This window comes from Tsukamurella sp. M9C (assembly GCF_020169415.1).
Taxonomy (GTDB): Bacteria; Actinomycetota; Actinomycetes; order Mycobacteriales; family Mycobacteriaceae; genus Tsukamurella.
On sequence record NZ_JAIULG010000010.1, the window covers coordinates 21,242 to 47,984 of the forward strand.

General features: G+C 66.6%; 26 protein-coding genes. 17 read left to right on the plus strand and 9 right to left on the minus strand.

Features of this window, described 5'->3' with window-relative positions:
- Nucleotides 1-21 precede the first annotated feature (21 nt).
- From LB823_RS07565 to LB823_RS07605, 9 genes are all read left to right on the plus strand, one after another.
- Nucleotides 22-1,320 (plus strand): MFS transporter, encoded by a 1,299-nt coding sequence (locus LB823_RS07565; protein ID WP_374201288.1) that lies wholly within the window; start codon nucleotides 22-24, stop codon nucleotides 1,318-1,320.
- Nucleotides 1,321-1,342: 22 nt separating this feature from the next.
- Nucleotides 1,343-1,903, plus strand: a complete 561-nt coding sequence (gene rsmD / locus LB823_RS07570) for a 16S rRNA (guanine(966)-N(2))-methyltransferase RsmD (RefSeq protein WP_224646155.1) — start codon at nucleotides 1,343-1,345, stop codon at nucleotides 1,901-1,903.
- Complete coding sequence (gene coaD / locus LB823_RS07575; protein ID WP_224646156.1) at nucleotides 1,900-2,373, plus strand: pantetheine-phosphate adenylyltransferase; 474 nt, start codon at nucleotides 1,900-1,902, stop codon at nucleotides 2,371-2,373. Before rsmD ends, coaD begins: the two co-directional genes overlap by 4 nt.
- Before the next feature lie 131 nt (nucleotides 2,374-2,504).
- Nucleotides 2,505-3,296, plus strand: a complete 792-nt coding sequence (locus tag LB823_RS07580; RefSeq protein ID WP_224646157.1) for a DivIVA domain-containing protein — start codon at nucleotides 2,505-2,507, stop codon at nucleotides 3,294-3,296.
- 57 nt (nucleotides 3,297-3,353) lie between these two features.
- Nucleotides 3,354-3,932, plus strand: coding sequence for a DUF177 domain-containing protein (locus LB823_RS07585; RefSeq protein WP_224646158.1), 579 nt, complete (start codon nucleotides 3,354-3,356; stop codon nucleotides 3,930-3,932).
- Nucleotides 3,929-4,723 (plus strand): ribonuclease III, encoded by a 795-nt coding sequence (gene rnc, locus LB823_RS07590; protein WP_224646159.1) that lies wholly within the window; start codon nucleotides 3,929-3,931, stop codon nucleotides 4,721-4,723. The genes LB823_RS07585 and rnc overlap by 4 nt, the downstream gene beginning before the upstream one ends.
- Entirely contained in the window at nucleotides 4,723-5,580 is an 858-nt protein-coding gene (gene mutM, locus LB823_RS07595) for a bifunctional DNA-formamidopyrimidine glycosylase/DNA-(apurinic or apyrimidinic site) lyase (protein WP_224646160.1), read from the plus strand. The genes rnc and mutM overlap by 1 nt, the downstream gene beginning before the upstream one ends.
- Nucleotides 5,581-5,763: 183 nt before the next feature.
- On the plus strand, nucleotides 5,764-6,357 hold the full coding sequence (locus tag LB823_RS07600) for a PadR family transcriptional regulator (protein WP_224646161.1): 594 nt from the start codon (nucleotides 5,764-5,766) through the stop codon (nucleotides 6,355-6,357).
- A gap of 148 nt (nucleotides 6,358-6,505) precedes the next feature.
- A complete protein-coding gene (locus LB823_RS07605; protein WP_224646162.1) occupies nucleotides 6,506-7,321 on the plus strand; it encodes an alpha/beta fold hydrolase in 816 nt (271 codons plus the stop codon).
- 11 nt (nucleotides 7,322-7,332) lie between these two features.
- Here LB823_RS07605 and LB823_RS07610 read toward each other — a convergent pair whose 3' ends face one another.
- The 4 genes from LB823_RS07610 to LB823_RS07625 are packed head-to-tail and all read right to left on the minus strand — an operon-like array spanning nucleotide 7,333 to nucleotide 9,755.
- On the minus strand, nucleotides 7,333-8,235 hold the full coding sequence (locus LB823_RS07610) for an alpha/beta hydrolase (protein ID WP_224646163.1): 903 nt from the start codon (nucleotides 8,233-8,235) through the stop codon (nucleotides 7,333-7,335).
- A 50-nt stretch (nucleotides 8,236-8,285) separates the two neighbouring features.
- On the minus strand, nucleotides 8,286-8,708 hold the full coding sequence (arr, locus tag LB823_RS07615) for an NAD(+)--rifampin ADP-ribosyltransferase (protein WP_224646165.1): 423 nt from the start codon (nucleotides 8,706-8,708) through the stop codon (nucleotides 8,286-8,288).
- Nucleotides 8,705-9,205 carry a DUF1648 domain-containing protein gene (locus LB823_RS07620; RefSeq protein WP_224646166.1) on the minus strand — a complete coding sequence of 167 codons (501 nt, stop codon included), beginning with the start codon at nucleotides 9,203-9,205 and terminating at the stop codon, nucleotides 8,705-8,707. The genes arr and LB823_RS07620 overlap by 4 nt, the downstream gene beginning before the upstream one ends.
- A gap of 10 nt (nucleotides 9,206-9,215) precedes the next feature.
- The gene (locus LB823_RS07625) at nucleotides 9,216-9,755 is read right to left on the minus strand and encodes a DUF1648 domain-containing protein (RefSeq protein ID WP_224646168.1); all 540 of its coding nucleotides are present in this window, start codon (nucleotides 9,753-9,755) and stop codon (nucleotides 9,216-9,218) included.
- A 92-nt stretch (nucleotides 9,756-9,847) separates the two neighbouring features.
- On the opposite strand from LB823_RS07625, the gene LB823_RS07630 reads away from it, so the two are divergent.
- The 8 genes from LB823_RS07630 (at nucleotide 9,848) to LB823_RS07665 (ending at nucleotide 19,719) form a co-directional block, all read left to right on the plus strand.
- Nucleotides 9,848-10,285, plus strand: a complete 438-nt coding sequence (locus tag LB823_RS07630) for an OsmC family protein (protein ID WP_224646170.1) — start codon at nucleotides 9,848-9,850, stop codon at nucleotides 10,283-10,285.
- Nucleotides 10,286-10,288: 3 nt separating this feature from the next.
- Complete coding sequence (locus LB823_RS07635) at nucleotides 10,289-10,570, plus strand: acylphosphatase (protein ID WP_308011427.1); 282 nt, start codon at nucleotides 10,289-10,291, stop codon at nucleotides 10,568-10,570.
- 3 nt (nucleotides 10,571-10,573) lie between these two features.
- Complete coding sequence (locus LB823_RS07640; RefSeq protein WP_224646172.1) at nucleotides 10,574-11,404, plus strand: hypothetical protein; 831 nt, start codon at nucleotides 10,574-10,576, stop codon at nucleotides 11,402-11,404.
- Complete coding sequence (locus tag LB823_RS07645; RefSeq protein ID WP_224646173.1) at nucleotides 11,404-12,609, plus strand: glutathionylspermidine synthase family protein; 1,206 nt, start codon at nucleotides 11,404-11,406, stop codon at nucleotides 12,607-12,609. Before LB823_RS07640 ends, LB823_RS07645 begins: the two co-directional genes overlap by 1 nt.
- Entirely contained in the window at nucleotides 12,606-13,064 is a 459-nt protein-coding gene (locus LB823_RS07650; RefSeq protein ID WP_224646175.1) for a DUF350 domain-containing protein, read from the plus strand. Before LB823_RS07645 ends, LB823_RS07650 begins: the two co-directional genes overlap by 4 nt.
- 25 nt (nucleotides 13,065-13,089) lie before the next feature.
- Entirely contained in the window at nucleotides 13,090-16,674 is a 3,585-nt protein-coding gene (smc, locus tag LB823_RS07655) for a chromosome segregation protein SMC (RefSeq protein WP_224646177.1), read from the plus strand.
- A gap of 127 nt (nucleotides 16,675-16,801) precedes the next feature.
- Nucleotides 16,802-17,911 (plus strand): DNA cytosine methyltransferase, encoded by a 1,110-nt coding sequence (locus LB823_RS07660; RefSeq protein WP_224646179.1) that lies wholly within the window; start codon nucleotides 16,802-16,804, stop codon nucleotides 17,909-17,911.
- A gap of 131 nt (nucleotides 17,912-18,042) precedes the next feature.
- The gene (locus LB823_RS07665; protein ID WP_224646180.1) at nucleotides 18,043-19,719 is read left to right on the plus strand and encodes a TIGR02391 family protein; all 1,677 of its coding nucleotides are present in this window, start codon (nucleotides 18,043-18,045) and stop codon (nucleotides 19,717-19,719) included.
- 95 nt (nucleotides 19,720-19,814) lie between these two features.
- Here LB823_RS07665 and LB823_RS07670 read toward each other — a convergent pair whose 3' ends face one another.
- The 5 genes from LB823_RS07670 to LB823_RS07690 form a co-directional block, all read right to left on the minus strand.
- Nucleotides 19,815-20,564 (minus strand): DUF6339 family protein, encoded by a 750-nt coding sequence (locus tag LB823_RS07670; RefSeq protein WP_224646182.1) that lies wholly within the window; start codon nucleotides 20,562-20,564, stop codon nucleotides 19,815-19,817.
- Nucleotides 20,561-21,460: a hypothetical protein gene (locus LB823_RS07675; protein WP_224646184.1), complete on the minus strand. Its 900-nt coding sequence runs from the start codon at nucleotides 21,458-21,460 to the stop codon at nucleotides 20,561-20,563. Before LB823_RS07675 ends, LB823_RS07670 begins: the two co-directional genes overlap by 4 nt.
- A complete protein-coding gene (locus tag LB823_RS07680; RefSeq protein ID WP_224646185.1) occupies nucleotides 21,453-23,318 on the minus strand; it encodes a hypothetical protein in 1,866 nt (621 codons plus the stop codon). Before LB823_RS07680 ends, LB823_RS07675 begins: the two co-directional genes overlap by 8 nt.
- A 101-nt stretch (nucleotides 23,319-23,419) precedes the next feature.
- Complete coding sequence (locus tag LB823_RS07685) at nucleotides 23,420-24,424, minus strand: PD-(D/E)XK motif protein (protein WP_224646187.1); 1,005 nt, start codon at nucleotides 24,422-24,424, stop codon at nucleotides 23,420-23,422.
- A complete protein-coding gene (locus LB823_RS07690; protein WP_224646189.1) occupies nucleotides 24,414-26,699 on the minus strand; it encodes a Z1 domain-containing protein in 2,286 nt (761 codons plus the stop codon). The genes LB823_RS07685 and LB823_RS07690 overlap by 11 nt, the downstream gene beginning before the upstream one ends.
- Nucleotides 26,700-26,743 lie beyond the last annotated feature (44 nt).

Genomic DNA, 26,743 nt, shown 5'->3' on the forward strand with positions numbered 1-26,743 from the left:
AAAGCCATCGGCGCGTCTGCGATGGGCAACTTCACCGAATGGTTCGACTACGGCGTCTACGCGTCGACGGCCGTTTACATCGCGAACGCATTGTTCCCCGAGAACGGCACGATCGGTACGTTGCTCGGATTCGCGATCTCGTTCGTCCTGCGGCCGCTCGGCGGATTCGTCTGGGGCCCGCTCGGCGACAAGATCGGCAGAAAGGCCGTGCTCGCCACTACGATCCTGCTGATGGCCGGGTCGACCACGTTGATCGCCTTCCTTCCGACCTACGCCGTCGCGGGGTGGCTCGGCGCTGTCCTACTGATCGTTCTGCGCATGGTGCAGGGCTTCTCGACGGGCGGCGAGTACGGCGGTGCCGCGACCTTCATGGCCGAGTACTCGCCCGATCGGCAGCGGGGCAAGTACGGCAGCTTCCTCGAGTTCGGAACCATGTGCGGCTTCGCGGGAGGCACCGCGGTCGTACTGCTCCTGCAGGTCATCCTCTCCGAGGAGCAGATGCAGGAGTACGGCTGGCGAATCCCGTTCCTGATGGCGCTGCCCATGGGCTTCATCGGCTGGTACCTCCGCAACCAGATCCACGACAGCCCGGTGTTCGTCGAGCTCAAGGACAACAAGCAGAACCAGGATTCGGCGGTCGGTGGGCTCAAGCAGCTGCTCACCCAGCAGTGGCGTCCGATTCTCGTCCTCTTCGGGCTCGTCATCGCGCTCAACGTCTCGAACTACACACTGATCGCGTACATGCCCACCTACCTGCACGGGGCGATCGGTATGGATCCCGAAACCGGCTCCAAGGTACTGCTGGTCGCCCAGGTGATCATGGCGGCTCTGATTCCGTTCTTCGGCGCCCTGTCCGACCGCACCGGGCGAAAACCGATGTGGTGGATATCGCTGATCGGCCTGCTCGTTCTCTCGTGGCCGCTGTTCCAGTTGATGGAGCAGGGAACGGTTCTGGCGATGGTGGCACTCGTGGTGCTGGGAGTGCTGTACATCCCGCAGCTCGCCACGATCACGGCGACGTTCCCCGCTATGTTCCCCACTCCGGTGCGGTTCGCCGGGTTCGCCATCTCCTACAACGTGGCGACCGCGGCCTTCGGTGGCACCGCCCCGTACGTCAACGAGTCCATGATCGAAGCAACTGGTCAGAGCCTGTTCCCCGCGTGGTACATGATGGGCGCCTGCGTGATCGGCCTGATCGCGCTGCCCTTCCTGCAGGAGACGAAGGGCTGCTCGATCCGCGGCACCGAGGTGCCCGGCCCGGACACCGACGCCACGCGCCTCGCGCACATCGAGGAGGCGCGGCTGGCGAAGGCCGAGTAACCCCACTGATTACAGTGGAGCGATGACGAGGATCATCGCCGGGGCGGCACGCGGGCGCAGGCTCGCGGTGCCGCCCCGCGGCACTCGCCCGACGTCGGATCGCGTCCGCGAGGCGCTGTTCAGCGCGCTGCAGTCGCGCCTCGACTTCGACGATCTCGCGGTCCTCGACCTCTACGCGGGGTCGGGGGCGCTCGGCTTCGAGGCGCTCTCCCGCGGCGCCGCCCGCGCAGTGCTCGTGGACGCCGACGCCAAGGCGGTCGCGGTGATCAACCAGAACGCGCGCGCCGTCGGGCTGCCGGGGGCGACGGCGCACCGTCGGGCCGTGCGGGCGTACCTCGACCTCCCGGCCGAGCCGTTCGACCTCGTCTTCCTGGACCCGCCCTACGACGTGCCGGCCGAGACCGTCGACGGCGACGTCGCCGCGCTGACCGCGGGATGGCTGGCGCCGGGCGCTCACGCGATCGTGGAGCGCTCCGCGCGGACGCCCGCGGCGACGTGGCCCGAGGGCTTCGAGCTCGACCTGACGCGCGACTACGGGGAGACCCGCGTGGAGATCGCCGTCTGGCAGGATGACCGGGCATGAGCAAGGCGTGCTGCCCCGGATCGTTCGACCCCATGACCAACGGCCACCTGGACATCTTCCGCCGGGCCGCGCGGATCTTCGACGAGCTGGTGATCACCGTCGTCGTGAACCCCAACAAGCAGGGCATGTTCTCCATCGACGAGCGGATCGCGCTGATCGAGGAGAACGTCGCGGACCTGCCCGGCGTCACCGTCGACCGGTGGACGGGCCTGCTCGTGGACTACGCCCGGCAGGAGGGCGTCGCGTGCATTCTCAAGGGCCTGCGCAACTCGACGGACTTCGACTACGAGCTGCCGATGGCCGGGATGAACATGCACCTCACCGACGTCGAGACCGCGTTCCTCACGACCGCACCGCAGTACTCCTACGTGTCGAGCTCGCTGGTCAAGGAGGTCGCGAAGCTGGGCGGCGACGTCTCCGCCCTGATCCCGCCCAACGTGCAGACCGCCCTGAGCACCAAGCTGTCGTGAAATCGGCCGAATTCTGCGCTACGAGGCCGGATCGGGCTTCGTAGGTCAGGAATCAGCCGATTCCACGACCGACTCGACACGCGGCGGCGCCGTTACGGCGAAACATCGGTCCCACCCGTCACAATGGGTGTATGTACCGCGTATTCGAAGCACTGGACGAGCTGGGCGCCATCCTGGAGGAGGCGCGCAGCGTCCCCATGACCGCCGGGTGCCTCGTGCCCCGCGGTGATGTGCTCGAGCTCCTCGACGACATCCGCGACGCCTTCCCGGCCGACCTCGACGACGCGCAGGACGTGCTCGATCAGAAGGACCGCCTGGTCAGCGAGGCGCGCACCCATTACGACACCACGGTGACCCAGGCCAACTCCGAGGCCGACGCCACCCTGAGCCGCTCCCGCGCCGAGGCCGACCGCCTGCTCGCGGACGCGAAGGCCCAGGCGGACCGCATGGTCGCCGAGGCGCACCAGCACGCCACCGGCCTGGTCGCCGAGGCTCGCGCCGAGGACGAGCGGATCCGACGCGGCGCCCAGCGCGAGTACGAGGCCGTCACCGGCCGCGCCCGTGCCGAGGCCGAGCGCCTGGTCGCCGACGGCAACGCCGCGTACCAGCGGTCCGTCGCCGAGGGCATCACCGAGCAGGAGCGCCTCGTCGCCGAGACCGAGGTCGTGGCCGCCGCCAAGGGCGAGTCCGACCGGATCATCGATGCGGCGCACGCCGAGTCGGACCGCCTGCGCGGGGAGTGCGACGTGTACGTCGACACCAAGCTCTCGCAGTTCGAGGAGGTGCTGGGCGCCACGATGCGGTCGGTGAACCGCGGCCGCCAGCAGCTGCGCACCGCCGCCGGCGTGCACGACTACAGCGATCACGGCGCCACCGACGGCTACCTCGAGGAGTTCGCAGAGTCGCGGGTCGACGCGCGGTAGCCCGATTGACGTACAATCGGGTGTTTGGCTTGACCTGACGAGTTCCCGAGGATTGTTGTGAACGAACCCAATGCCGCCGTGCGACAGCCGGCCGGTAAGCCGTACGTACTCGACGTCCGCGCCTTCGGGCGTCGGCCTGGTACCTCTGCGCAGGTGCACCGCACGGTCGCCGCACCCGAGCGCGTCGGCGTCGACCTGATCGCCATCGAGTCCGGCGAGGAGGTCGATCTCGACCTCCAGGTGCAGGCCGTGTCCGAGGGGGTCCTCGTGACCGGCACCGTGAGCGCGAACACCGCGGGCCAGTGCGCCCGGTGTCTCGACCCGCTGTCGGGTGCGCTCAACGTCTTCGTGACGGAGCTGTACGCCTACCCGGGCAGCGAGACCGCGAAGACCACCGACGACGACGAGATGTACCGCATCGAGGACGACATGATCGACCTCGAGCAGGCCATCATCGACGCGGTCGGCATGGAGCTGGCCCTCGATCCCGTCTGCTCCGAGGACTGCAAGGGCCTGTGCCAGGGCTGCGGCGAGAAGCTGGTCGACTTGCCGGCCGACCACCACCACGAGCAGATCGACCCCCGGTGGGCCGGGCTCGCGAAGTTCGCCACCGAGGGCGAGGCCGACGGCAAGTGAGCAAGCGCCTCCCCGCGCCGCCCGCCACGGACCGCGCCCCGCTGCTGGAAGCCCTGGGCGTCGGTCTCGACGACGAGCTGCTCACCCTGGCGCTGACGCACCGCTCCTACGCCTACGAGGCCGGCGGGCTGCCCACCAACGAGCGGCTCGAGTTCCTCGGCGACAGCGTGCTCGGCATCTCCGTCACCGAGTGGCTCTACGTCACCCACCCGGATAAGCCCGAAGGCGAGCTCGCGAAGATCCGCGCCAGCGTGGTCAACATGCACGCCCTCGCGCGCGTCGCCCGTGGGCTGGGGGAGGGCGGACTCGGCGCCCACCTGTACCTCGGCCGCGGCGAGGAGCTCACCGGCGGCCGCGACAAGGATTCGATCCTCGCCGACGGGATGGAGGCCCTGCTCGGGGCTGTGCACATCGAGCACGGCATCGACACTGCCCGCGAGGTGGTGCTCCGGCTGTTCCTGCCGCTGCTGACGGCCTCGTCGTCCATGGGCGCCGGGCTCGATTGGAAGACGTCGCTGCAGGAGCTCGCCGCGGAGCGGGATCTCGGCGCGCCGGCGTACCGCATCACGTCGACCGGGCCGGACCACGACAAGGAGTTCACCGCCGTCGCGGTCGTGGACTCCAGCGACCTCGGCGAGGGCGTGGGCCGCACCAAGAAGGAGGCCGAGCAGAAGGCCGCCGCGGCAGCGTGGAAGTCGTTGGACGTGAACGACTCCGAGGCTGCGGCCGAGGGCGCGGCTGCGAGCGAAGCGACGGCGAGTGACGCCGAGCAGGCGCCCGAGCCGGCCTGATGCCCGAGCTGCCCGAGGTCGAGGTCGTCCGGCGCGGCCTCGTCGATCACCTGGTGGGCCGCGGCGTCACCTCCGTGGAGGTGCTGCACCCCCGCGCCGCGCGGCGGCATGTCGCCGGCGAGGCGGACATGATCGGCCAGATCACCGGCGCCGACGTCGAATCCGCGGAGCGTCGCGGCAAGTTCCTGTGGCTGCCGCTCGCGCGCGGCGGCGCCCCCGCCGACGCCGCGATCGTCGTGCACCTCGGCATGAGCGGACAGATGCTCGTCGGGCCGGGCGACGACCGGCACCTGCGCATCCGGGCCGGGTTGTCCGACGGTGCCGTGCTCCGGTTCGTCGACCAGCGCACCTTCGGCGGCTGGGCCGTCGACCCGCTCGAGGAGGTCGCCGGCACGCTCGTGCCCGCGTCCGTCGCGCACATCGCCCGGGATCCCTTGGACCCCTTGTTCGATCGCGACGCGGTCATCGCCCGGATGAAGCGCAAGGACACCGAGGTCAAGCGGGTACTGCTCGATCAGACCGTGATCTCCGGCGTGGGCAACATCTACGCCGACGAGGCCCTCTGGCGCTCCGGCGTGCACGGCCGCCGTCGCGCTTCCGCCCTCACCAAGCCCGCGCTGGGGCGGCTCATCGACGACGCCACCGACGTCATGCGGCAGGCTCTCGATCAGGGCGGCACCAGCTTCGACTCGCTGTACGTCAACGTGAACGGGCAGTCCGGGTACTTCTCCCGCAGCCTCGACGCCTACGGCCGCGACGGCGAACCCTGCCGTCGGTGCGGCACCATCATGCGGCGCGAGTCCTTCATGAACCGCGGCTCCCACTTCTGCCCGACATGTCAGCGCACGCCGCGTTGACCAGCCGCGGTCAGCCTCACATCGGGTTCGGCGTGCTCATCGCGGTCGGTACGGGGATGCTCATATGCTTGAGCCTAAGAATGAGTGAACCGAGCGCAGGCAGCGCTTGCGCTGGCTGCCGAGGCGATTGAACTCATTGAGCAGCACGGAGCGAGTCCGAGCAGGTTGAGCGAAGGTGGGCGCATGTCGGCGACGAAGCTCTTGGTACTCGGCATCGTGCACCTCTCCGGCGGCGCGCATGGCTACCAGGTGCGGTCCGAACTGCAGGGCTGGGGTGCGGAGACGTGGGCCAAGATCAAACCCGGCTCGGTGTATCACGCGCTCAAGAAGGCGGCGGCTGATGGCCTCCTCACCGAACACGCCGAGCCGGGCAATTCCGGGCCGGAGAGAGTCCTGTACCGCGTGACAGCGCGGGGACGTGACGAGATGGTCGACATGGTCCGCGACGGTCTGCGGCGCACCCACGACGCGGACATGCTCAACGCGGCGATCGCGATGTTGCCCATGCTGACCAGGTCAGATGCCATCGCGCAAGTCGGCGAGCGGGTCGCGCGCCTGGAAGCAGAGCTCGTAGCGCAGACCGAGTGGCGGAAGCACCCCGATCGGGACACCCCGGAGCACGTCCGCGAGCAGGCCGACCTGTGGGCGGGACACGCACGCACCGAACTGGAGTGGGCGAAGAGCCTGAGCGAACGCCTGTCTGAGGGTGCCTACATCATGGCTGATGATCCGGGGTCGTGGCGAACGGTCCCTGATCAACTCAAGAAGAGCTCCTAATCAAGCTTGACTAGATGGTCCCCGAGGTGCACTCCGAGCTGGTAATCAAGTTTGACTAGAACGCTCAGTCAACGCCACCACCGGTGCCAAGCCGGAACTCCCGATGCCCCGACGGTGACGACCGCGCATCGATCAGAGGAGAGAACCAATGAACGAGATGACACTTCGTGTGACGTCCGTCGACGGTACGAGAATCGCCTACGACCGGATAGGCGCTGGCCCGGCGGTGATCCTCGTCGGCGGCACCCTGGACGACGGCGCTGAGAACGCGCCGCTGGCCAGGTCCCTTGCCGGCCATTTCACGGTCTACAACTACGCACGACGCGGCCGGGGAGCCAGCGGCGATGCGTCGCCGTACGCACTCGCGCGTGAGGTGGAAGACCTCGACGCGCTGATTGCGACGGCCGGCGGCTCAGCTCATGTGTACGGCTCGTCATCTGGCGGTGCTCTCGTGCTGGAGGCAGCTGCGGCAGGGTCGGCGATCGACAAGATCGCGGTGTGGGACGTGCCGTACGCGATCGGAGACGACCTGCGGCCGAGGTTCGACCAGTACCTCGCGGACACCCGCGAGGCGTACGAAGCCGACCAGGATGAGGAGCTCCTGGAACTGTTCATGACATTGACCGGCGGACCCGACGCGGACATCGCGGCCAGCAAGCAACACCCGCTCTGGACCTCGTCCGTCGTGCTCGCCCACACGCTCGTCAAGGACGCCGTGGTCCTCAACGACTACAAGATCCCCACTGACCGACTCACCCGCATCACGCAGTCGGTCCTGGTCACCACCGAGGGGTCGATCACCCAGCCCCAGCTGGCGGGCATGCCGACCGACTTCTTCGTCCGCGCCGCGAGCGCGATAGCCGCCGTCATCCCCCAGGCCAGACGACACACGCTGGACGGGCAGGGACACGTCGTCGCCCCTGAATCCATGGCCCGTGTGCTGACGGCGTTCTTCAAGCAGTGAATGGGCGTGGCTTAAGCACGCAGCCATGCGTCGACGGCAGCGGTGGCACTGCGACCCACTGGCGTGGGATGGTTCGAGAAGCCGTGCGGCACATCCGGATAGATCCGAAGATCCACGTCGTTCCCTGCGGCCGCCAGCCTCGCCGCCATGAGCAGACTGTCGGGTAGAACGACGTCGTCGCTGCCGACGGTCAGCAACGTCGGCGGCAACCCGTGGAGGTCGCCGTACGCGGGTGATACATCGGGATCGGTGCGGTCCTCCACCTCGCCGACATACGCCTCGACGAAGTAGTCGTCGACGACAGCGGCCCCTGACGGATTGAGTGTGGTCAGGTCGTAGGTCCCGGCCTCCAGCACCGCTCCGCGGAAAGCCTCGCCGCGTCCTCCTGCCCGCAACCGCAACAGGACGCATGCCGCCAGCGTCGCTCCCGCCGAGAAGCCGCAGATGAAGAGCCTGTCCGTTCCGAAGCGCTCTGACGCGCGTTCGATGAGCCACTCGGCGGCTGCGCAGCAGTCGTCCGGGGCTGCCGGCCACGGGTGCTCCGGCGCGAGACGGTAGTCGACCGTGACCACCGCGAGCCCTGTGGCATCCGCCCGCCGCGCGTTCCGCTCGTCGTCGGCGACCGCCGAGCTCATGTAGAACCCGCCGCCGGGGCAATGCAGTAGAACGCCGACGGCCGGACGCTGCTGCGGCTCGATGATTCGGATCGGTACGGCGTGCCCGGCGAGATCCGCAGACTCAGCTTCGGCGCGAACGGAACCGGCGAACCGCAGGCTGCGTTCGTGTCGGACCGCGATCAGCTCGTCGTAGCCCGCGATCGCCGAGCCACGAGGCCTTGCCGCGTAGAACTCGCGTGTGAGGGCCGCGTCGGTGGCCGATACCGATTCGACGAGACCGTTCAGCGCGAAATCCATACCTCAGGCCCACCGGGCTGAGGGCCGGTTCTCGCGGGACCCGGAGGTGATCAATTGATGATCTCGCCGCGGTCGGCGGGTGCCTTGGAGACGATCGTGTCGCGCCACATCTGCAGGGCCTCGGGGGTCAGCCGGGTCCAGTCGGTCACCTCGGCGACGACGCGCAGCGGCTCGGTGCTGCGGTAGGAACGTGTCGGATTCCCGGGGAACTTCTTGTCCGTGACATTGGGGTCGTCCTCGAAGGCGGCGGTGGGCTCGACCTCGTAGACGCGAGGGGCGGCACCGTCGGACTTGAGCTCGGAGGCGAGTTCCGCGGCGAGCCCGGCACCGTCGCGCAGGGCGGTGAAGTAGATGTGGTTCATGACCACGTCGGGGCGGTAGTTCGAGACGAAGCCCGCGCTGAGCAGGTCGCCGGGCTGGAGGTCTGCGGTGGTTCCGTGGAAGAAAGGGCCGGTTTTCGTGGAGGCGCTCATGCGGCCAGGTTATCCGCCGGCGGCCGGACCAGACGCCACAACAGGTGACCGCTGCTCACGGCGATGACCGCGAAGACGGCCCAGATGCCGACGCCGAGAATCGGATTCCCCTCGGGGCTGACGATGGCACCGGTCACCGACACGGCAAGCAGGAGCAGCACCGCGGTCCCGACTGTGAGCAGGTATCGCTGCAGGAGGGTGTCCAGGCCGGGGCGATGCGCGGGGTCGAGCCAGTACGCGCGGGAAGTGGGCGGAAGGTTGATGAGGCCGTCCGGGAGGGCGGACGTACAGGCGGCGAGGACGCCGAACAGCGCCGCGAGGGCCGCCGCAGACACGGCCAAGATTCCGACCGCCGAACCACGGGGACTCCAGGAGTCAGCGGTCCCACCGGCGCCCCAGTGCGTGGGGAAGGGATCGGGACCCGACGTCGCGGCCCAGGCGAGCGAGGCGCCGCAGAGCAGGACCGCGCCGAGGAAGATCCACCATCGGGGTCGCATGCGGATGACGTTACCTCGACGAACGATCTCCGGTGCGACCCGGGCGGACGCCCCGCGACGTCGTCGTCGACCGCTTCGGCGGATGGGTGAGCAGCCAGATCAGGTAACCGATCGAGCCCACGAGCGCGACGAGGAAGAGGATGACCAGCGTCGACTTGGCGGCGGTCTCCGTGGGGTCGATGACCGTCACCACGAACGTTGCGCCCTGGAGGACGAGGAAGAGGCCGCCCGCCCAGAGCAGGAACCCGGAGACGATGTCGTCGAACGCGGGTCGGTGCTCGGGGGACAGCCAGTAGTCGCGCCGCGGCGTGTTGATGATCGAGGTCGGGATCCGCGGCGCGATCAGTGCGAGCACCGCGATCAGGACGGCGACGCCCGCCGCGATGCCCGCGTGCAGGGGCACCGCCTCGGCGCGCGGGGTCCACGAGTCCGGCTGCCCGGACAGGCCGAAATGCGTGGGGAACGGGTCCGGTCCGGAGACCGCCGCCCACAAGGCCGCGGCCGCGTACGCGAGGACTGTTCCGAGGAACGACCACCACCGCGCACGCATGTTCACAACGCTACCGGTCTCCCGCCGATAGGGACGGCCGAGCCCGGCCCTCCGAGCGCTGGTCGCGGACGGTGCTGCCGTAGATTGGACATATGGCCGACGACACGAACGCGCAGGCACCGTCCACCGAACTCTGGGTCGAGCGCACCGGCGTGCGCCGCTACACCGGGCGCAGCTCGCGCGGCGCCGAGGTGCTGGTCGGCTCGGCGGACGTCGAGGGCGTGTTCACCCCCGGTGAGCTGCTCAAGATCGCCCTCGCCGCATGCAGTGGCATGTCGACCGACCACGTGCTGGCCCGCCGCCTGGGCGAGGACTACGACGCCACCGTGCGGGTCTCCGGCGACGCCGACCGGCAGAACGAGGTCTACCCCGAACTCAACGAGATCCTCGAGCTCGACCTGTCCGAGCTCGACGAGGCCGCCCAGGAGCGGCTGATCACCGTCGCCCGCCGCGCCGTCGACCAGGTGTGCACCGTCGGCCGCACGCTCAAGGCCGGCACGACGGTCAATCTCGACATCACCTCGGGGTAGCGCGTGCCCGACGATCAGGCCCGGATGACGGCGTGGGTGCACGGTCGCGTGCAGGGCGTCGGGTTCCGGTACTGGACGAAGACTCAGGCCCTGGAACTGGGCCTGCTCGGTTACGCTGCGAATCAGCCGGACAGACGTGTGCGGGTCGTGGTCGAGGGAGACCGCTCCGCATGCGACACTCTGCTGCAACGCCTGTGGTCGGGGGATACTCCGGGCAGGGTCGATCTGGTCGTGGAACTGTTCGGGCCCGCGCGAGGCGGGCTCCCGTCGTTCGAGGAGAGGTGAGGCATGCAGCCGCCCATCCCTGAGAACCGCCCGGTGGGCGACATCCCCGGGCCGGAGTCGAACTACATGCCCGTCCCCGGGATGCCGCCCGAGCTGCATCTCCCCGACACAGGGGAGACGCCGCGACGGCCCGGGCGGATGCGGCAGCAGGACGAGAACACGCAGGCCCGCCCGGAGACGGTCGGCGAGGCCCGCGCCCGGCAGCGGGCCCAGCGCCAGCGCGCCGAGGACGAGCAGCGCGAGGCCGCCGAAGCCGCCGCCGCGGCCGCGAAGAAGAGCCGCCGCCGTAAGCAGATGATCGGCGCCGGGGTCGGCGTCGGCGTGGTGGGCGCGATCGCGCTCCTCTACGTCGCGATCCCGGACAACGACAACACCCAGAACGTGAACACGCAGACGGCGTACTGCACCGTCGACGGCGATCAGGTGGTCTCCGACGACTACTGCTCGCGGGGCACGTACAACCCGGTGACCGGCTTCATCTTCCTCAACGGCATGAGCTACCGGTACAACTACGGCGGCTCCTACAACAACGGCCGCATCACCGGCGGCAGCTACGACCGGCCCGCCAACACCGCCTTCCGCACCTCGACGGGCGCGGCAGTGGACCCAGCGAAGACCACCTCGTTCGGCACCAACGGCCAGACGAACGCGGCGAGCAAGCCCGCGCCGCCGGCCGCCGGCTCGCGGACGGGATCGGGGAGCGGCTCGGGCAGCGGGAACACCAACGCCGGCAGCAACAGCGGATCCAGCGGCAAGAACATCGATCGCGGCGGCCTGGGCACCTCCAGCAAGGGCGGGAGCTCCAAGGGCGGCTCCGGATCGAGCGGCTCCTAGTGCGGCGCATGCGGGGAACGCCCCGCGCGGGCTGGCAGCGGACCGTCGAATCGCAGGGCCTGGTGTTCGGCACCCCCCCGCGCGACGGTGCCGGCGACAGCCGGAACTACTGGGACGAGTCCGTGTTCTACGAGTTCGACATGGACGAGGTGCTCGCCCTCGAGGCGCAGGTCGAGGTGCTGCACTCCATGTGCCTCAAGGCCGTCGAGAACGTGATCCTCACCGAGCGGTACGCCGACTTCGGCATCCCCGAGTGGGCGTGGGGCCCGATCGAGGAGTCGTGGAAGCGGCAGGATCCGCACGTCTACGGCCGCTTCGACCTGCGCTACGACGGCCGGCGGCCCGCGAAGCTGCTGGAGTACAACGCCGATACACCCACCTCGCTGCTGGAAGCCGCTGTGGTGCAGTGGTACTGGTTCCAGGACACCGCGCCGGACAAGCGCTCCTGGGACGAGGGCGGCTACGACCAGTGGAACTCCCTGCACGAGTCGCTCGTCGCGCGCTGGGGCGAGATCCGGAACGTGATCCCGGCGTCGGAGCTGCACTTCACCTGGTCCGGCGCCGACGCGACGGGCGAGGACCACGTGACCACCGGCTACCTGCAGGAGACGGCCGCCGAGGCCGGCTTCGACACCGTCGGCCTGCCCATCGAGGACATCGGCTGGGACCACGACCTGAAGACCTTCGTGGATCTCGAAGACGCCCCGATCAATTCGGTGTTCAAGCTCTACCCGTGGGAGTGGATCCTCGAGGACGACTTCGGCAAGCGGGTCGTCGAATCGATCCCCGCCACCACGTGGATCGAGCCGCTGTGGAAGGCGATCCTCTCCAACAAGGCGATCCTCGCGGTGCTGTGGGAGATGTACCCCGACCACCCGAACCTGTTGCCCGCCTTCATCGACAGCCCCGGCTTCCTCACCGAGTACGTGAAGAAGCCCAAGCTCGGGCGCGAGGGCGCGAACCTCACGATCGTGGACGCGGGCCGCGAGACCGCCACCGGCGGCGTCTACGGCGCCGAGGGCTACGTGTACCAGATGTTCGACCCGCTGCCCGAGTTCGACGGCTACCGTCCCGTGATCGGCGCCTGGGTCGTCGGCGACGAGTCCGCGGGCATCGGCATCCGCGAGACCTCCGGACTCATCACCGACGACGGTGCCGCCTTCATCCCGCACCGCATCACTCCGAAAGGCACGACCGCATCATGAACACGACCCTCCTCGCCGCCGCAGACCTGGGCACCCTGGGCAAGGGCATCGGCGCGATCTGCTTGTACGCCCTCGTCGGCCTGCTGCTCATGGTGGTCGGCTTCTACGCCGTCGACCTCTCCACTCCCGGCAAGCTGCGTGACCTCGTGAAGGCCGGCAAGCCCAACGCCACCTACATCACGGGTGCGGGCATGCTCTCGATGGCGTTCATCATCGTCGTCGCGATCTACGCCAACTACACCGGCGGCGGCAACCTGCTGGACGGCGTCATCTACTCGCTGGTCTATGGCGTGGTCGGCATCATCGCGCAGATCGTCTCCGTGCGCGTCCTCGACCTGGTGACGGGCGTCGACATGGAGGAACTCATGTACTCCGAGGTCTTCCTGCCGCAGGCCCGCGTGATCGCCGCGTCGCACGTCGCGCTCGGTCTGATCGTGGCGATGGCCGTCCTCTGACGGTCACCGCCTAAACTGGCGTTTCGTGTATCTCAAGTCGCTGACACTGAAGGGCTTCAAGTCCTTCGCTTCGGCGACGACTCTGCGCCTCGAACCGGGCATCACCTGCGTCGTCGGGCCCAACGGCTCGGGTAAGTCGAACATCCTCGACGCGCTGCGCTGGGTGATGGGGGAGCAGGGCGCGAAGGGCCTGCGCGGCGGCAAGATGGAGGACGTCATCTTCGCCGGCACCTCCGGCCGCGCGCCGCTGGGCCGCGCCGAGGTCACGCTCACCATCGACAATTCCGACGGTGCGCTGCCCATCGACTACTCCGAGGTCTCCATCACGCGGCGCATGTTCCGCGACGGCGCCGGCGAGTACGAGATCAACGGCACCAAGTGCCGCCTCATGGACGTACAGGAGCTGCTCTCCGACAGCGGCATCGGGCGCGAGATGCACGTCATCGTCGGCCAGGGCCAGCTCGCGGCGATCCTCGAGTCCAAGCCCGAGGAACGTCGCGCCTTCATCGAGGAGGCGGCCGGCGTGCTCAAGCACCGCCGCCGCAAGGAGAAGGCGGTCCGCAAGCTCGACTCCATGCAGGCCAACCTCGCCCGCCTCACCGACCTCACGACGGAGCTGCGCCGCCAGCTCAAGCCGCTGGGGCGGCAGGCCGAGGTCGCTCGTCGGGCGCAGACCATCCAGGCCGACCTCCGTGACGCCCGGCTCAGGTTGGCCGCCGACGACCTGGTGCGCCGGCGCGCCGAGCTGGCCGACCAGAGCGGCAACGAGGCGGCGGTGCGTGAGGAGCAGAATCTCGTCGCGGGCCAGTTGGACGAGGCGAACGCGCTGGTCGCGGAGCACTCCGAGGCCGTGGCCGAGCTCGACCCCGCGGTGAAGGCCGCGGGCGAAGGCTGGTTCTCGCTGTCCGCGCTCGCCGAGCGCGTCTCGTCGACGGAGCGCATCGCCTCCGAGCGCGCCCGCCTGCTGTCCGAGCCCGTGCAGCACGCTCCTGGCCGCGACCCCGACGAGCTGGAGGCCGAGGCCGAGCGCGTCGCCGAGGAGGAGGCCGAGCTCATGGAGGCCCTCGAGGAGGCCGCCATGATCCTCGAGGAGGCCACCGAGGAGCTCGCGTCGCGCGAGGAGTCCGCCCGCGACGCCGAGAAGGCGCACATGGCCGCGGTCGCGGCCATCGCGGACCGTCGGGAGGGGCTCGCGCGCCTGGCCGGCCAGGTCGAGACCCTGCGGACCCGTGCCGAGTCCGTGGAGGCGGAGTCCGGTCGGCTCACCGCCGCCATCGCCGAGGCGGTGGAGCGGGCCGAGGCCGCGGAGGCCGAGTTCGAGCAGGTCCAGGGGCAGATCGCCGAGCTCGACGCCTCCGAGGCCTCGCTCGACGAGCACCACGAACGCAGCGTCGCCGCCTACAACGCCGCCAGCGCGCGGGTGGAGGAGCTGCGTGCGTCGGAGCGGGAGGCCGAGCAGAAGGTCGCGTCGCTCGTCGCGCGCATCGAGGCGTTGTCGATGAACCTGGACCGGGGCGACGGTGCCGCCTGGATCGCCGAGCACGTCGACGGTGTGACGGCCGCCGTGTCGGCCCGGTTGTCCATCCGTGCGGGTTACGAAAAGGCCGTCGCCGTCGCACTGGGACCGGTGGCGGAGGCCGTCGCGGCGGGCTCTCGGAATCTGGCCGTTTCGGCCATCGACAAGCTCCGCGACGCGGACGGAGGACGGGCGTCCGTCGTCGTCGAGGGCGTAGCGCCCGGCACGGTGCCCACGGGCCCCCTGCCCGACGGTGCCGTCTGGGCCGCGTCGTGCGTGACGGCTCCGTCGTCGTTGGAGGGGGCGGTGTCCGCGGCGCTGGCCGGGTTCGTGCTCGTCGCGTCCGTCGAGGACGCGGTGGCGGTGGTCGCCGCGCGGCCCGAACTGCGGGCCGTCACGTCCGACGGTGACGTCATCTCGCACGGGGTGCTGACCGGCGGCTCCGCGGCGCGGCAGTCGACGCTGGAGGTGCAGAAGTCGATCGATGCCGCTGAGGCGACGCTGGGGGAGACCCGGCGTTCGGTGGAGTCTCTGTCCGCGGCGCTGGCCGGGGCGAACGAGGACTTGGCTGCGCGGCGCGAGGTGACGGAGTCGGCGCTGGCGGCGTTGCACGAGTCGGACGCGCAGCTCGGCGCGATCTACGAGCAGTTGGCCCGGTTGGGGCAGGCGGCGCGGAGCGCGCGCGACGAGGCGGAGCGCCTGGTCGCGCAGCGGTCGCGGATCGAGTCGTCGCGGGACGAGACACGGGCCGCGCTGGTGGAGCACGAGGAGCGCCTGCGGCTGGCCGAGGAGCTGCCCGAGGATTCGGTGTCGGTGGGCACGGACGAGCGGGATGCTGCGGCTGCCGCCCTGGCTGCGGCGCGGTCGGTGGAGATGGAGGCTCGCCTGGCGCGGCGGACGGCCGAGGAGCGTGCGGCCGGCGTGCGGGGCAAGGCCGAGGGGCTTCGACGGGCCGCCGCTGCCGAGAGGGCTGCGCGGGAGCGGGCGGAGGCGGCTGCTGCTGCGCGCCTGTCGGCTGCTGCGGTGGCCGCGTCCGTGGCGGAGGGCGCCGCGCTGGTGACCTCGCGCTTGGGGCGCGCGGTGACTCGTGCCGCTGCGCATCGTGATGCGCTGGAGGCATCACGCGCGCAACGCGCGGGAGCGTTGGACGTCGCGCGGCAGGAGGCGACGTCGCTGACCGCGCGGTTGGCCCAGCTCACTGACGCGGTGCACCGTGACGAGGTCGCGCGCGCGCAGGCGGCGCTGCGGATCGAGCAGCTCGAGGAGCAGGTGGTGGCGTCGTTCGCGATGTCGCCGGACGATCTGGTCGCCGAGTACGGGCCGGACGTTCCGCTGCCGCCACCGGAGTTGGAGCTTTCGGAGTACGAGGCTGCGCGGGAGCGCGGCGAGACGGTGGTGCGGCCGCAGGGGCTGCCGTTCGACCGGGCGGTGCAGGAGCGCCGGCTGAAGCTCGCGGAGAAGGACCTCGCGACGCTGGGGCGCGTGAACCCGCTGGCGCTCGAGGAGTTCGCGGCGCTGGAGGAGCGCTACAACTTCCTCTCTACGCAGCTCGAGGATGTGAAGTCGGCCCGCGAGGATCTGCTGAGCGTGGTCGAGGAGGTGGACGCCAAGATCCTGCAGGTGTTCACCGAGGCCTGGGTGGACGTGGAGCGCGAGTTCGTCGAGGTGTTCAAGACGCTGTTCCCGGGCGGCGAGGGCAAGCTGATCCTCACCGAACCGGGCGACATGCTGACCACCGGCATCGACGTCGAGGCCCGTCCACCGGGCAAGAAGGTCAAGCGGCTCTCGCTGCTCTCCGGTGGCGAGAAGTCCCTGACCGCCGTCGCCATGCTGGTCGCCATCTTCCGTGCCCGGCCCTCACCCTTCTACGTGATGGACGAGGTCGAAGCCGCCCTGGACGACACCAACCTGCGCCGCTTGATCTCCCTGTTCGAGCAGCTGCGCGACAAGAGCCAGCTCATCGTGATCACGCACCAGAAGCCGACGATGGAAGTCGCCGACGCGCTGTACGGCGTGTCGATGCGCGGCGACGGCATCACCCAGGTCATCTCTCAGCGGATCCGTGGTCAGGAGCTTGGAGCTCTGCCTGTGTGACCACGTTTCGAACATCCGAACGAAACTTGTCGGACGTTCCGGATACCGTCGGCCACGGGCCGGAAAAACGACGCGCGCCGGCGCGCCTTTCGGCCGTTGTTGTCTGCAGAATCTAGAGTGGTGAACCGTGTCCGACTATCGATCTGATCTCCTGACGCCGCTGCACTCGCCTCGGATCGTAGATTTGTTCGCAGGTCCAGGCGGGCTCGACGTTGCCGCAACGTGGCTTGGAGTGGAGTCGGTGGGGATAGAGCTCGATCGCTCGGCGTGCGCGACACGAGAAGCGGCCGGACTTCAGTATATTAACTGTGATGTACGCGATGTTGACGCGCTCGAGTTTCTTGATCACAACGTCCTGGCGGGGGGGCCGCCGTGCCAGACCTTCACTGTTGCGGGCAACGGGGCCGGGAGAAGGCAGCTCGACCTGGTGCTTCATCTCGTGAGTCTCCTCGGGCAGGGCCGCTCGGGAGAGGTCAAGGCCTTGTTGTCGGAGATGGACGACGAACGCACCGGGCTGGTACTTCAGCCACTGATCTGGGCGCTAAAGCGGGCTGCGTTTGATGAGCCATTCGAGGCGATCGTGCTCGAGCAGGTACCCGCGGTGCTCCCCGTGTGGCTGGCAATGGCAGAGGTGCTCCGCAAACGTGGTTACGGCGTCAAGTGCGACGTTCTATACACGGAGGAATACGGCGTTCCCCAGACAAGGCGCCGCGCAGTCATGGTCGCGCGCTACGGAATCCCTGACCGCCTTGTAGCACTCCCGGCTGCAACCCATGATCGCTTCGACAGAAGGCGACCGGTGATGGGCCAGAATGTGAAGTCGATGGGAGAGGTCCTGCCTGAGTTGGGCGAATTCACTGTCGTATCCAATTATGGATCCGGTGGTGTCTCGACTGCACGGGGACGCCGGAAGTCGAGTGCTCCTTCGTTCACTGTGACAGGCAAGATCTCTCGCAATCGGGTCGTGTTAGACGATGGTTCTGAGTTGCGATTCACGCCTGACCAGGCCGGCAGGCTACAGACGTTCCCGCCGAAGTTTCCCTGGCAGGGTAGGGACATACCGCAGCAAATCGGGAACGCAGTTCCCCCGGTGTTAGCTGTGCACGTCCTAGCGTCGGTGTTCGGTTGGAGCGACGCCCGCCGGGACTTGGCGTTGGAGGCGGTCGGATGCGATTGGGTGCGCGATCTTGCGGGTGATAGTCGTGCCGCACAGGAACAACAATTCGTGCTCGCATAGCGGTCACCTGCCGTGCAAACGGTTGTTGTGGTCTGTCGACCGGAGACCTTGAGCCGTCCGAGTGCGCAGCGAGCGCCTGGATGGCTAGGGCTATATGATGCCCGTGTTGTGGCGGAGGACCAGGAGCGGCGATGAATTCAGCGATCAACTCACACGGAGGCTCCGAGCCGGGATTGGTTCTGAGGTTCGATCCACACACGATCGAACACCTTGGGTCGAACATGTATTCTCGCCTTCCGAACGCCGTCGCCGAGCTGGTGGCAAACGCATACGACGCTGATGCGAAGACGATCAGCGTGAAGATCGACGGTAGTGGCGATAGTCAGAGCATCGTGGTCGCGGATGATGGCCATGGAATGTCGAGATCTGACCTTCGCGACAAGTACCTGAGAATCGGTCGGAACAGACGAGGAGCGAATAATCTTGCGTCGTCGGAGAGCGGCCGGCGAATGGTGTCTGGAAAGAAGGGGCTCGGAAAGCTCGCCCTATTTGGCATCGGTCATCAAATTGATGTTCGGACTACGCGGGAAGGGGAATCGGTTCAGAACTTACTCGCCATGAGCTGGGACGATCTGATCACCACCGAGGATGGAGATTATCAGCCGCATTACGAAATTGCCGCCACCGATCCGTCAAGCCACGGGACATCGGTGACTGTTTCCAAGCTCACGAGAGTGAGTAATATCAGCCCGTCCCAACTTGCTGAGAGTCTATCGCGACTCTTTCACTACAGCGACAGTGAAGTGGAGCTGACTGTTGTTGGTCGTGATGGAAGTCGTCATTCCGTGACCCGGGACTTGAGGCTGAATTCCGTCGCTACCGAGTTTGAATGGCCAGTTCCGGAAGGTCTTCCAGATTCGGGCGAACGCTTGTCCGAACAGGGGGTCACGGGCCTGATTATTGCTGCAGAGAAGCCGCTTCCGACTCAGATGCGAGGTATTTCAGTTTACGCCAGCGGGCGGCTCGCGAACGAGCCGGAGTTCTTCGGTGCTTCGGACTCCAGCTACGCGTACGCGTACCTATCGGGATATGTCGTCGTAGATGCCCTGGATGAGATTCGCCCTGATGTTGTCGCGACGGACCGGCGAGGTGTGAATTGGGACCACGCGGAGGCAGCTGAAGTGCGCGCCATTCTTCGGACAATGATCGAAGAGATCGCTCAGCTCAGGCGGCGCCTGCGGGCGGACAAAAAGAAGCGGCAGGTTGAAGAAGAGGCTGGGGTTGACTCTGATGAATGGGTCGACACAGTGGTGGGGCCAGAGAAAGAGCCGCTGCGTGAATTGATTGGAATCATCGAGTCCGATGAAACCGACATGAGCGATCAAGATCGGGGTAACGCGGTCCGAAGCCTGAAAGAGATCGCGCCCCCTTATGCAAACTTGGTGTGGCGCCACCTTCATCCGAGTATTCGGGCTACGTCCGAGGGGTACTTCAAGGCGGGCGACTACCATCAAGCGCTGGTTGAGGCATGTAAGCGGTACGTTTCGGATCTGAGGGCAGCGGCCAATCTTCCAAATGAATCAGAGTCGAGTCTATTCGGGAAAGCTCTAGGAGAGCACGGATCGCTAAGCTTCTCACGAAAGTTTCAGACAGGAAGCTTGGTTATCTCGGGTGAGTCGGCGAAAAACTTGGAGAACGGTCAGCTTCAGTTGTCGAAAGCGATCTGGATGGCCTTTAGAAACCCTCTGTCGCATGAGCCCCTCGAGACTATCAGGAGCCTCGGGGTGATAAGTCATGCCGATTGTTTGGATGCGCTCAGTCTGATGTCTTACCTTAGGCGGCGTGTGGACGACTGTGTGGCGACCTGAAGAGGCAGAAAAATGAGACATTCTGTGCGGACGGGAATTCGGCCGAAATTGAGTTCGCTTTGAGGGCAGGAATCAGGGCGACGGCGGCGTCGGCACTATCGATGACGCGCTTCATTTGTCGCCTGCAGAATGTTTCGGAGTAGCTCGCGAATCTGAGGTGTGTCCATGCTCTCGAACGAGACGAAGGTCGTCAACCGCAGGATTCGTTTCAGGAAGTCGCGTAGGAGGTCTCGCTTCCGGTCATCGGATCCGAATTCTGACCAGACAGTGACGATTGCGCGTACAAGAGCGGGGCTAGCGCCGAGTGAAGCTCGGCGCTCGTAAATCTGTCCGAAGGCTTCGCCGCCGATCATCTCCAGCGCCTCGTACGGATCCGACGAGGTGTTGGACCAAACGAGCTGAGCGCGCCACCAGAGCCGTCCGAAAGTGTGCCGGGTGAGGTCAGTGCCCAACACTCTGTCACGGATCGGGTTGGGAAAGCGCCAATGCGTGACGTCCGGAAGGAGAACGGCGGCGAAGAACGCCCAGACGTCTCCTGAACTCGCCTCCGCCGGCACCATGGCGAGTTCGGAGTGGAGGTAGCGCGCGACAACGATGTCGAAACGGTTCCGATCGTCTGCTGACGTCGACTCGGGAAACCCGGACTCGAGTGCGAGCGAGAGGACGGCTTTCCGATGTTGGTTCAGATCAGCCTCGGCGACCCGCGTCCCTCCGGTAGCGACGAACACCGCGGCTGGATGTGCCGTCCTCGCTCCCCGGGACAGGTCGCTGATCGACGAGTTCGCCTGCTCGGCGAACAGTTGCTCCGCAGCGGCGGGTAGGAGACGGGGATACAGCTGAGTCATGCTTTGCCTCCGATGGTGTGCACCGCTCCCTGCACCTCAGCGCTGAACAACGTCGGCAGAGTGTTCCTTCGGACGCGGAGGTCTTGGACATCTTGATCGGGGAACAGGCGCTGGACCAACGACTGGAGCATTCGCCCGAGGCTCTCGTCCGGGTAGTCGACATCGTGATCGAAGTCCGCATCGCTGAGTGCGTGTTCGACGAGCTGCCGCGCGACATCCGCGTGGACGGAGCGGATGGTGGCGAGTTGATCCGCAGAGGCAGTCGAGGCGTTCTCGAACGCCGCGGCGACAGCACCATTGGATTGGTTGATGCACAGCAGCAGGGATCCCATAGCCGCGCTGTCGAGATCCCCGGCGATCTGGACGAACCAGGTGGACTGCTCGGGAAGGTTGGTCAGCGCGAAATCGATAATGGTGACGGGGAATTGGGGAGCGTCATCCTCGAGTCGAACCGTGGTCGACTCGTCCCAGAGCACCGATCCGGGGAGGTGTGCGGTGAACGGTGCGACGGGAAGTGATCGTGGTTCTGCGAGACACACGATCGTCCTGATCGTGAGGGTCCCGCCGATCTCGGATCCGTAGAGCGTGCAGTCGATGTCGATCTCGTGCCGGCCGTCGACCAGCTGCTGGAACGCCCGCCGTCGTTGACGCGACCCGCTCGACTCCCACACGACGGATGTGTGCAGGGGCGTGGAAGGGGGAAGCTCCGCATCGCTGTAGATCGCCGGGAGGTCCAGGCGCACCCGGCGTGAGATCTGGAGGTCGGTATTGTAATCCCACTCGGGGATCTCGTTCGGTAGCTCTCCGAGCTCTGCTTGGCCGATGACGAGAAGCCATGGAGATGCGAGTATCCGGGATGCGGCCGGGATCTTGTACGGCAGCGCAACGTTAGGCATCGGCATCCTCCGCCTGTGCGGCTGTGAGGGTGATCTCTGTGGTGGTGTCTACCGCCGGCCGAACCAGCAGGGTCCACACCGAGCCGTCACCGGGATGAGCGAGCGTCGGGGTGCCGGTGAAATCGCTGCCGTCGAGTCGGCACCACCCCCTGACCTGAGGCACAGGAGCACCGGCCGGTGCTTCGCTTCGTTTCTCGCGTCCGCCGGCGATGGCGACCTCGAGTACCGCCCCTACGGTGACGGGAACGCGGTGTTCGACGGCGAATTCCTGGGACAGAACAGGCTCACCGTTCAGGTAGAGGTACGAGGGAGCTCCGTGGTACTCGATTCGGGGCTTCCGAGTCCGGCGATGTGATCGTTTTCCGGGACTTTCGTTCGAGTTGGTCGAGGTTTCGGAACGGTCGGAAGACCTGTCGTCGCTGGAGTTGCTCGACGACTCGCCGAAGTCCGGAGCGCCCCCGGAGCCATTCGAGCCGCGGTTCGTCATCCCGACGCGTTCGGCGAGCGTGGAGGTTCGAGCCGCTGGTCGAGCTCCGACGCCAAGCACGAGATCGGACAGCAGAATCGAGGCGGAGCCCAGTGCAGCGGTGGACGACTGGCCGTCCGTCCCGGGCTGAAGTTCACCCACGTGCTTGCCTGCGGCGTCCTTCAAACGCTTCAGCGCTACGTTCACGTACGTTCGCTGAGGTACGTCCAGGTGGGTCGATACCCAATCGTCGTGCGTGGGCGGTTCGGCGCTCGCAAAGACATCGTCGACCTCATCAGCAGCACGAAAGACGCCGGAATAGCCGACCATACGGTTCCCGGTCTTCGGACCTGCAAGGTACTTGACCACCAGCTCGGGCGTCCTGAGTAGGCAGATGTGGTGAGTCGTGCCGTCGAATCCGCACTCTTCCGCGACGGCGCTCGGCTCGAACGGAGGTGAGATGCTGGGCTGGACTGCCAGGGTCCCCAGGTGCTGCTTGGGGCGAGCGCTTGCGATCGGAGTGCCATCCGGGCCCGATAGCGCGCGGTAGGCATGGACGAAGGTGCTGAGCGGACGGCTTGTCGTCGGGTCGGGAATCTCGACATCGCTGCCATTGAGGGTGACTGCGAACTCCATCGCTGTCGTGCCTCGGGATTCGTTTTTGAGCATCTTCGGCCATAGATTCCAGGCGATAGCGTTCGCCATCCACTCGGCTGCCGATTCCGCATCTGAATCCGGATCCTCCGGGTCCATGTCGAGGTCCGGGTCGATGATGGTGATCGACGTCCCGGTCTCGTCGTCCGCGAATGCGGTGAGACGTAGCTGCTTCGCGACGGACTCGGCTTGCTCGCCGACGAGCGGTTCGATGATCTCGCCCGATACGTCACCCCACCAGTGGCGTCCGGTGTAGCGCTGTCCTGACATTCCCTCGCCGACGGTGTAGCTCTGCCACAGACTGCATGCGATGAGGCGAGTCTCGCGACCGTTCACCCCCTGGCAACGGGTGTGGATCACGACTGTGCCGCAGCGTGACAGCCGATAGAAGATTCCCTTGCCGAACCCGTAGGTGCCGCCACCGAAGTCGGTGTTACGAGGTTCCCCCACGTTTCGGACGAACGAGACGAAGTCGTTGTTGTCGACGATGGCATTGTCCGCGCGAGTAGGGCCGCCGAGGCCGCGAGTACCACGATCGGAGATCGTCAGTATTCGGAGGCGTTGTCGGTCGAGTGTCGTTCGCAGCGGCAGATGTGCTTTCGAAGGCGCGTCCTGGCCGAGCAGCAGACGCCGCCACACCGGTGCAACACCTGCGGGAAGATCAGTCAGCGCGAGCGAGAATCGCACGGGGCCGTCGCCCGTGCGAGCGTCCCAGCTGTTCTGCGCGGCTTCACGCACGAGGACCGTGAGAGGATTCAACTTGGGCTGGCCGAGCTGATTGCGAATCCCCTCAGCAGCAGAAGCTCCGCCCGGAGGAAACCTCTGTGAATACCATCCGATCACTGGGCTGCCCCCTGTGCGACCTTCGCCATCAGTTCGCGTGTCTTCGGTGGCGTCAGTGCATCGGCTACCGGCAAGTCGATCGAGTACTCGACCGCGTAGATCGGTAGCGCGATGTCGACTCTCCCGAGTGCGTCGGGCGTGATCCTCGGGAAAGAATCCTTGACGGGAATCGTGACCGTCTCCACGACTGCAAATCGTTCGGGGTATCGCTCCTGGTCGGCAGGTGTCACACCGGCGGCGGCGAGGCGTTCGAAGAACAACTCTCGGTCGTCGACGGCCTCGCTGATTCGTAGTGCGAGTTCCACCAGGGACTCGCCCGTGGGGTCGGTACGAACCCGAACCCACTGGACGAACAACGGTCGTTCATCGATTCTGTCGAGCTGGTCGATCCCGTGTATCCGGGTGCGATTGCTCTCGGGATCGGCTGTGGATTTCACTTCGATGTCGCCGGCGGCGGAAACGAAATCGTGCGGTTTTCCGAGCGGTCCGAGCCAGGTGTCCGTCGCCGAAGGGGACGATTCGAGCAAGGTCTGCAAGGTGAGTAGTTCGCCGAAGAGGCCGACTATTTGGTCGGTGCTGAGAGCTCTGGGGGCAGGTGCAAAAAGTGCTCTCCACCTCGAGAGCACGTCGTTCGCCGCGGCAACGGCACGGTCCGGGGCGGACTCGATCGCTACGAGGAGATCGGCGCCGAGGTCGTTGAAGAGGCTGTCGAGGCGGCGGTTCACGGTGCATACGTCGAGGTAGCGCTGGTAGTCGCGCTCGGATTCGATCGCGCTCTCTCGCACCTGGAGGTTCGCGCCGTCGATGGTCCGTCGTGACCGTTGGTTGGGTGGAATCGGCACCAGGATATGCCGATTACCCTCGGTGTCGGTCGCCGCGAGTACGGGCCCTGCCGGGGTAGGGACGGGCAGCGCGGACGTCCGAAGTTGAGCCTCGGTAGCAGGCTCGTCGAGGTGGCGTGACCAGTGCTCGCTCAGAATCCCCTGGATGTCACGCGCCAACGGAATCTCCGAGATCTTCGCTGTCGAGCGCCGCGACGTCGTCCTCCTCGAGTTCGGGAATCGCCGCGCTGACGTAAGAGTTCTCGACCGTGCTGTCGTCGCCGCTGACGTTGGGGAAGACGATGCCGATTCCTATGACATGCTCGGGAGCATTCAATTCCACACGGCGGTTCTCGCCACGGGCCGGCCGCCCTGGCGACGATTCCTTGTCGATGACGTAGATGGTCAGTAGCCCGCGGTCGGGAGCCTGCTCAGTTCGCAGCTCCTGGATCTTCGGTTCGGTGAGCGTTCCCTTCTGCTTCGACAGATCCAGGTCGACCGCCGCGTCAGCACGGCTCATCAGGGTCTTGATGTCGTGGAGCTCGCCGGACAGCTGCGAACGGGTGACTCGAGCGGGGGCGATTCCCGGCGCCAACTCGAAGCGATCGGCCTGGTCGAGCGACCCGACCTTCGCACCGCGTCCGATCACGGCGATGTTCCACGTGTGGAGCGACCCTGCCTTTGCTCGTTTCTCGATGTACTCGGTGAGCAGGGTGCGGAGGCCCTTGTCGCCCACTCTCTGCTCCGGAGAATCGTCGAAGAAGCTGTAGTCCTTCAGAAAGTCCAGTACCTCGCTCTTCGGCACGCCGTTGATCACGAATCGGTCTTCCCGCTCGTCGTGTTTCAGGCTGAATCCTTCGCGGATCAGACGGTTGAGGAGCGTCTTCGCCGCAGTCTGGTTCCGCAGGAGTACGGCCCGATCGAGATCGAACACGTGGGTCTGGACACGATGGCCGCCGTATGCAGCGGAGGCAGTGACCGCATTCGTCATCTTCGCGGCCGAGGTGACTCCCAGCGAGGGGTGAGTGCGGATCCTGACCGCGAAGGTCATCGGCGTCACGTCGCCCGTCATGTACATCTCGATGTCGCGTCGGATCTCGGATTCAACAGTCGCGAGGTGCTGGAACCAGGACTGCAGGTCGGCGGTCATCCACACGCGGGGGAGGTCCTCGTACCCGATCCTGTAGCCGAACCAGCGGCCCATTTGGAGCAGCGTGTCGTACGCGGATACCGACCGGACGAAGTAGCTGACGACCAGGCCCTCGAGCGTCAGGCCACGTGAAAGGGTGTTGCCACCCACTGCGATCGCCACGACAGGGTCGCCCTCGTAGTCGAGACGTACCTTGCTGGTCGCGTTGTCGAGAATGATTCGGCAGTCGTCGAGAACGCGGGGGAGGAGAGGCAGGATCTCGTCGAAGGGAACGGCCGTGCGATCGAACTCAACCGCGGGAACCGCGGCGGTCTCCTGCTCCCACAGCGCGCGGAGCTCGTCGATGATGGCGCCGCTCGATTCGATACTCTTGAAGACACTCCAGCGGAGCGCGTCCAGCGGTTCCCTGAAGCTGTTGTGGACCTCGGTGTTCACGCTCGTGTGAATGAGCATCGTGGAGTGCTTGTTCCCGATCCGCCTGACTCGTCGGGCCGCGGTTGCCATCCAGAAGTACAAGATCGCAGTCCGCAGCTGGCCGCTGATGTCGGGTACGAACGACTCCCTGTCGGCCTTCGTGCGCGGGCGTACCAGGTCGACTTCGTCGTCGTCGATGGTGCGGATCATGTCGTATCCGACGTCGAGATCCTCGGCGTCCTCGTCGTCCAACAGATCCCGACCGAACAGGACCTCCGTTCCGAAGTGGCCTTCGGGCTTCGGGAGACTGATGATGAAATCTCTCGGGTACAGGTCGTCTGAACTCGGATCGATCAGGAGGTTCGCGAACGGTGTCGCGGTGTAGCCCACGTAAGCGGCCTTCGGGAGCTTGTCCATGATCTCGAGGATCAAGGGATTGAGGGTCGGGGACGCTACGGTCGCCTGGTCCGCCTCGTCGTCGATGATCAGCGTCGGCACCTGAGCGAGGTGATCGGACGCCGACGCCAACCAATCACGGAACTTGCGGAGAACGGGCGCGTTCTTCTTCACGACGCAGAGGACATGCTGCCGGTTCGTTTGCGCGAAGTACGACACCGCGCCCGACGAAGGCGGCGTGAAGTCCCTGTCCGCGACGGTGAGCTGCATCCATGACGCTTCGTTTTCATCGATCAGGTCCTTCATCAGCCGAGCCTGGGTCTGCCGGCGAAGGCTGTTGTGAATGCCGGCGAGCACGATGAAGAGCTTGTAACCGCTGTCGGCAGCCTTGGCCATCACGGCGGTGAAATTGGTGGTCTTGCCGGACTGCACGTGGCCGAGTACGAGCCCACGGCTGGAGAAGGCCGCCTCTTTCGGGTGGTTCAGCTGCTCCATGACCTGGCTGGAGGAACGGTCGAGCGCATCTATCGAAGTGTCCG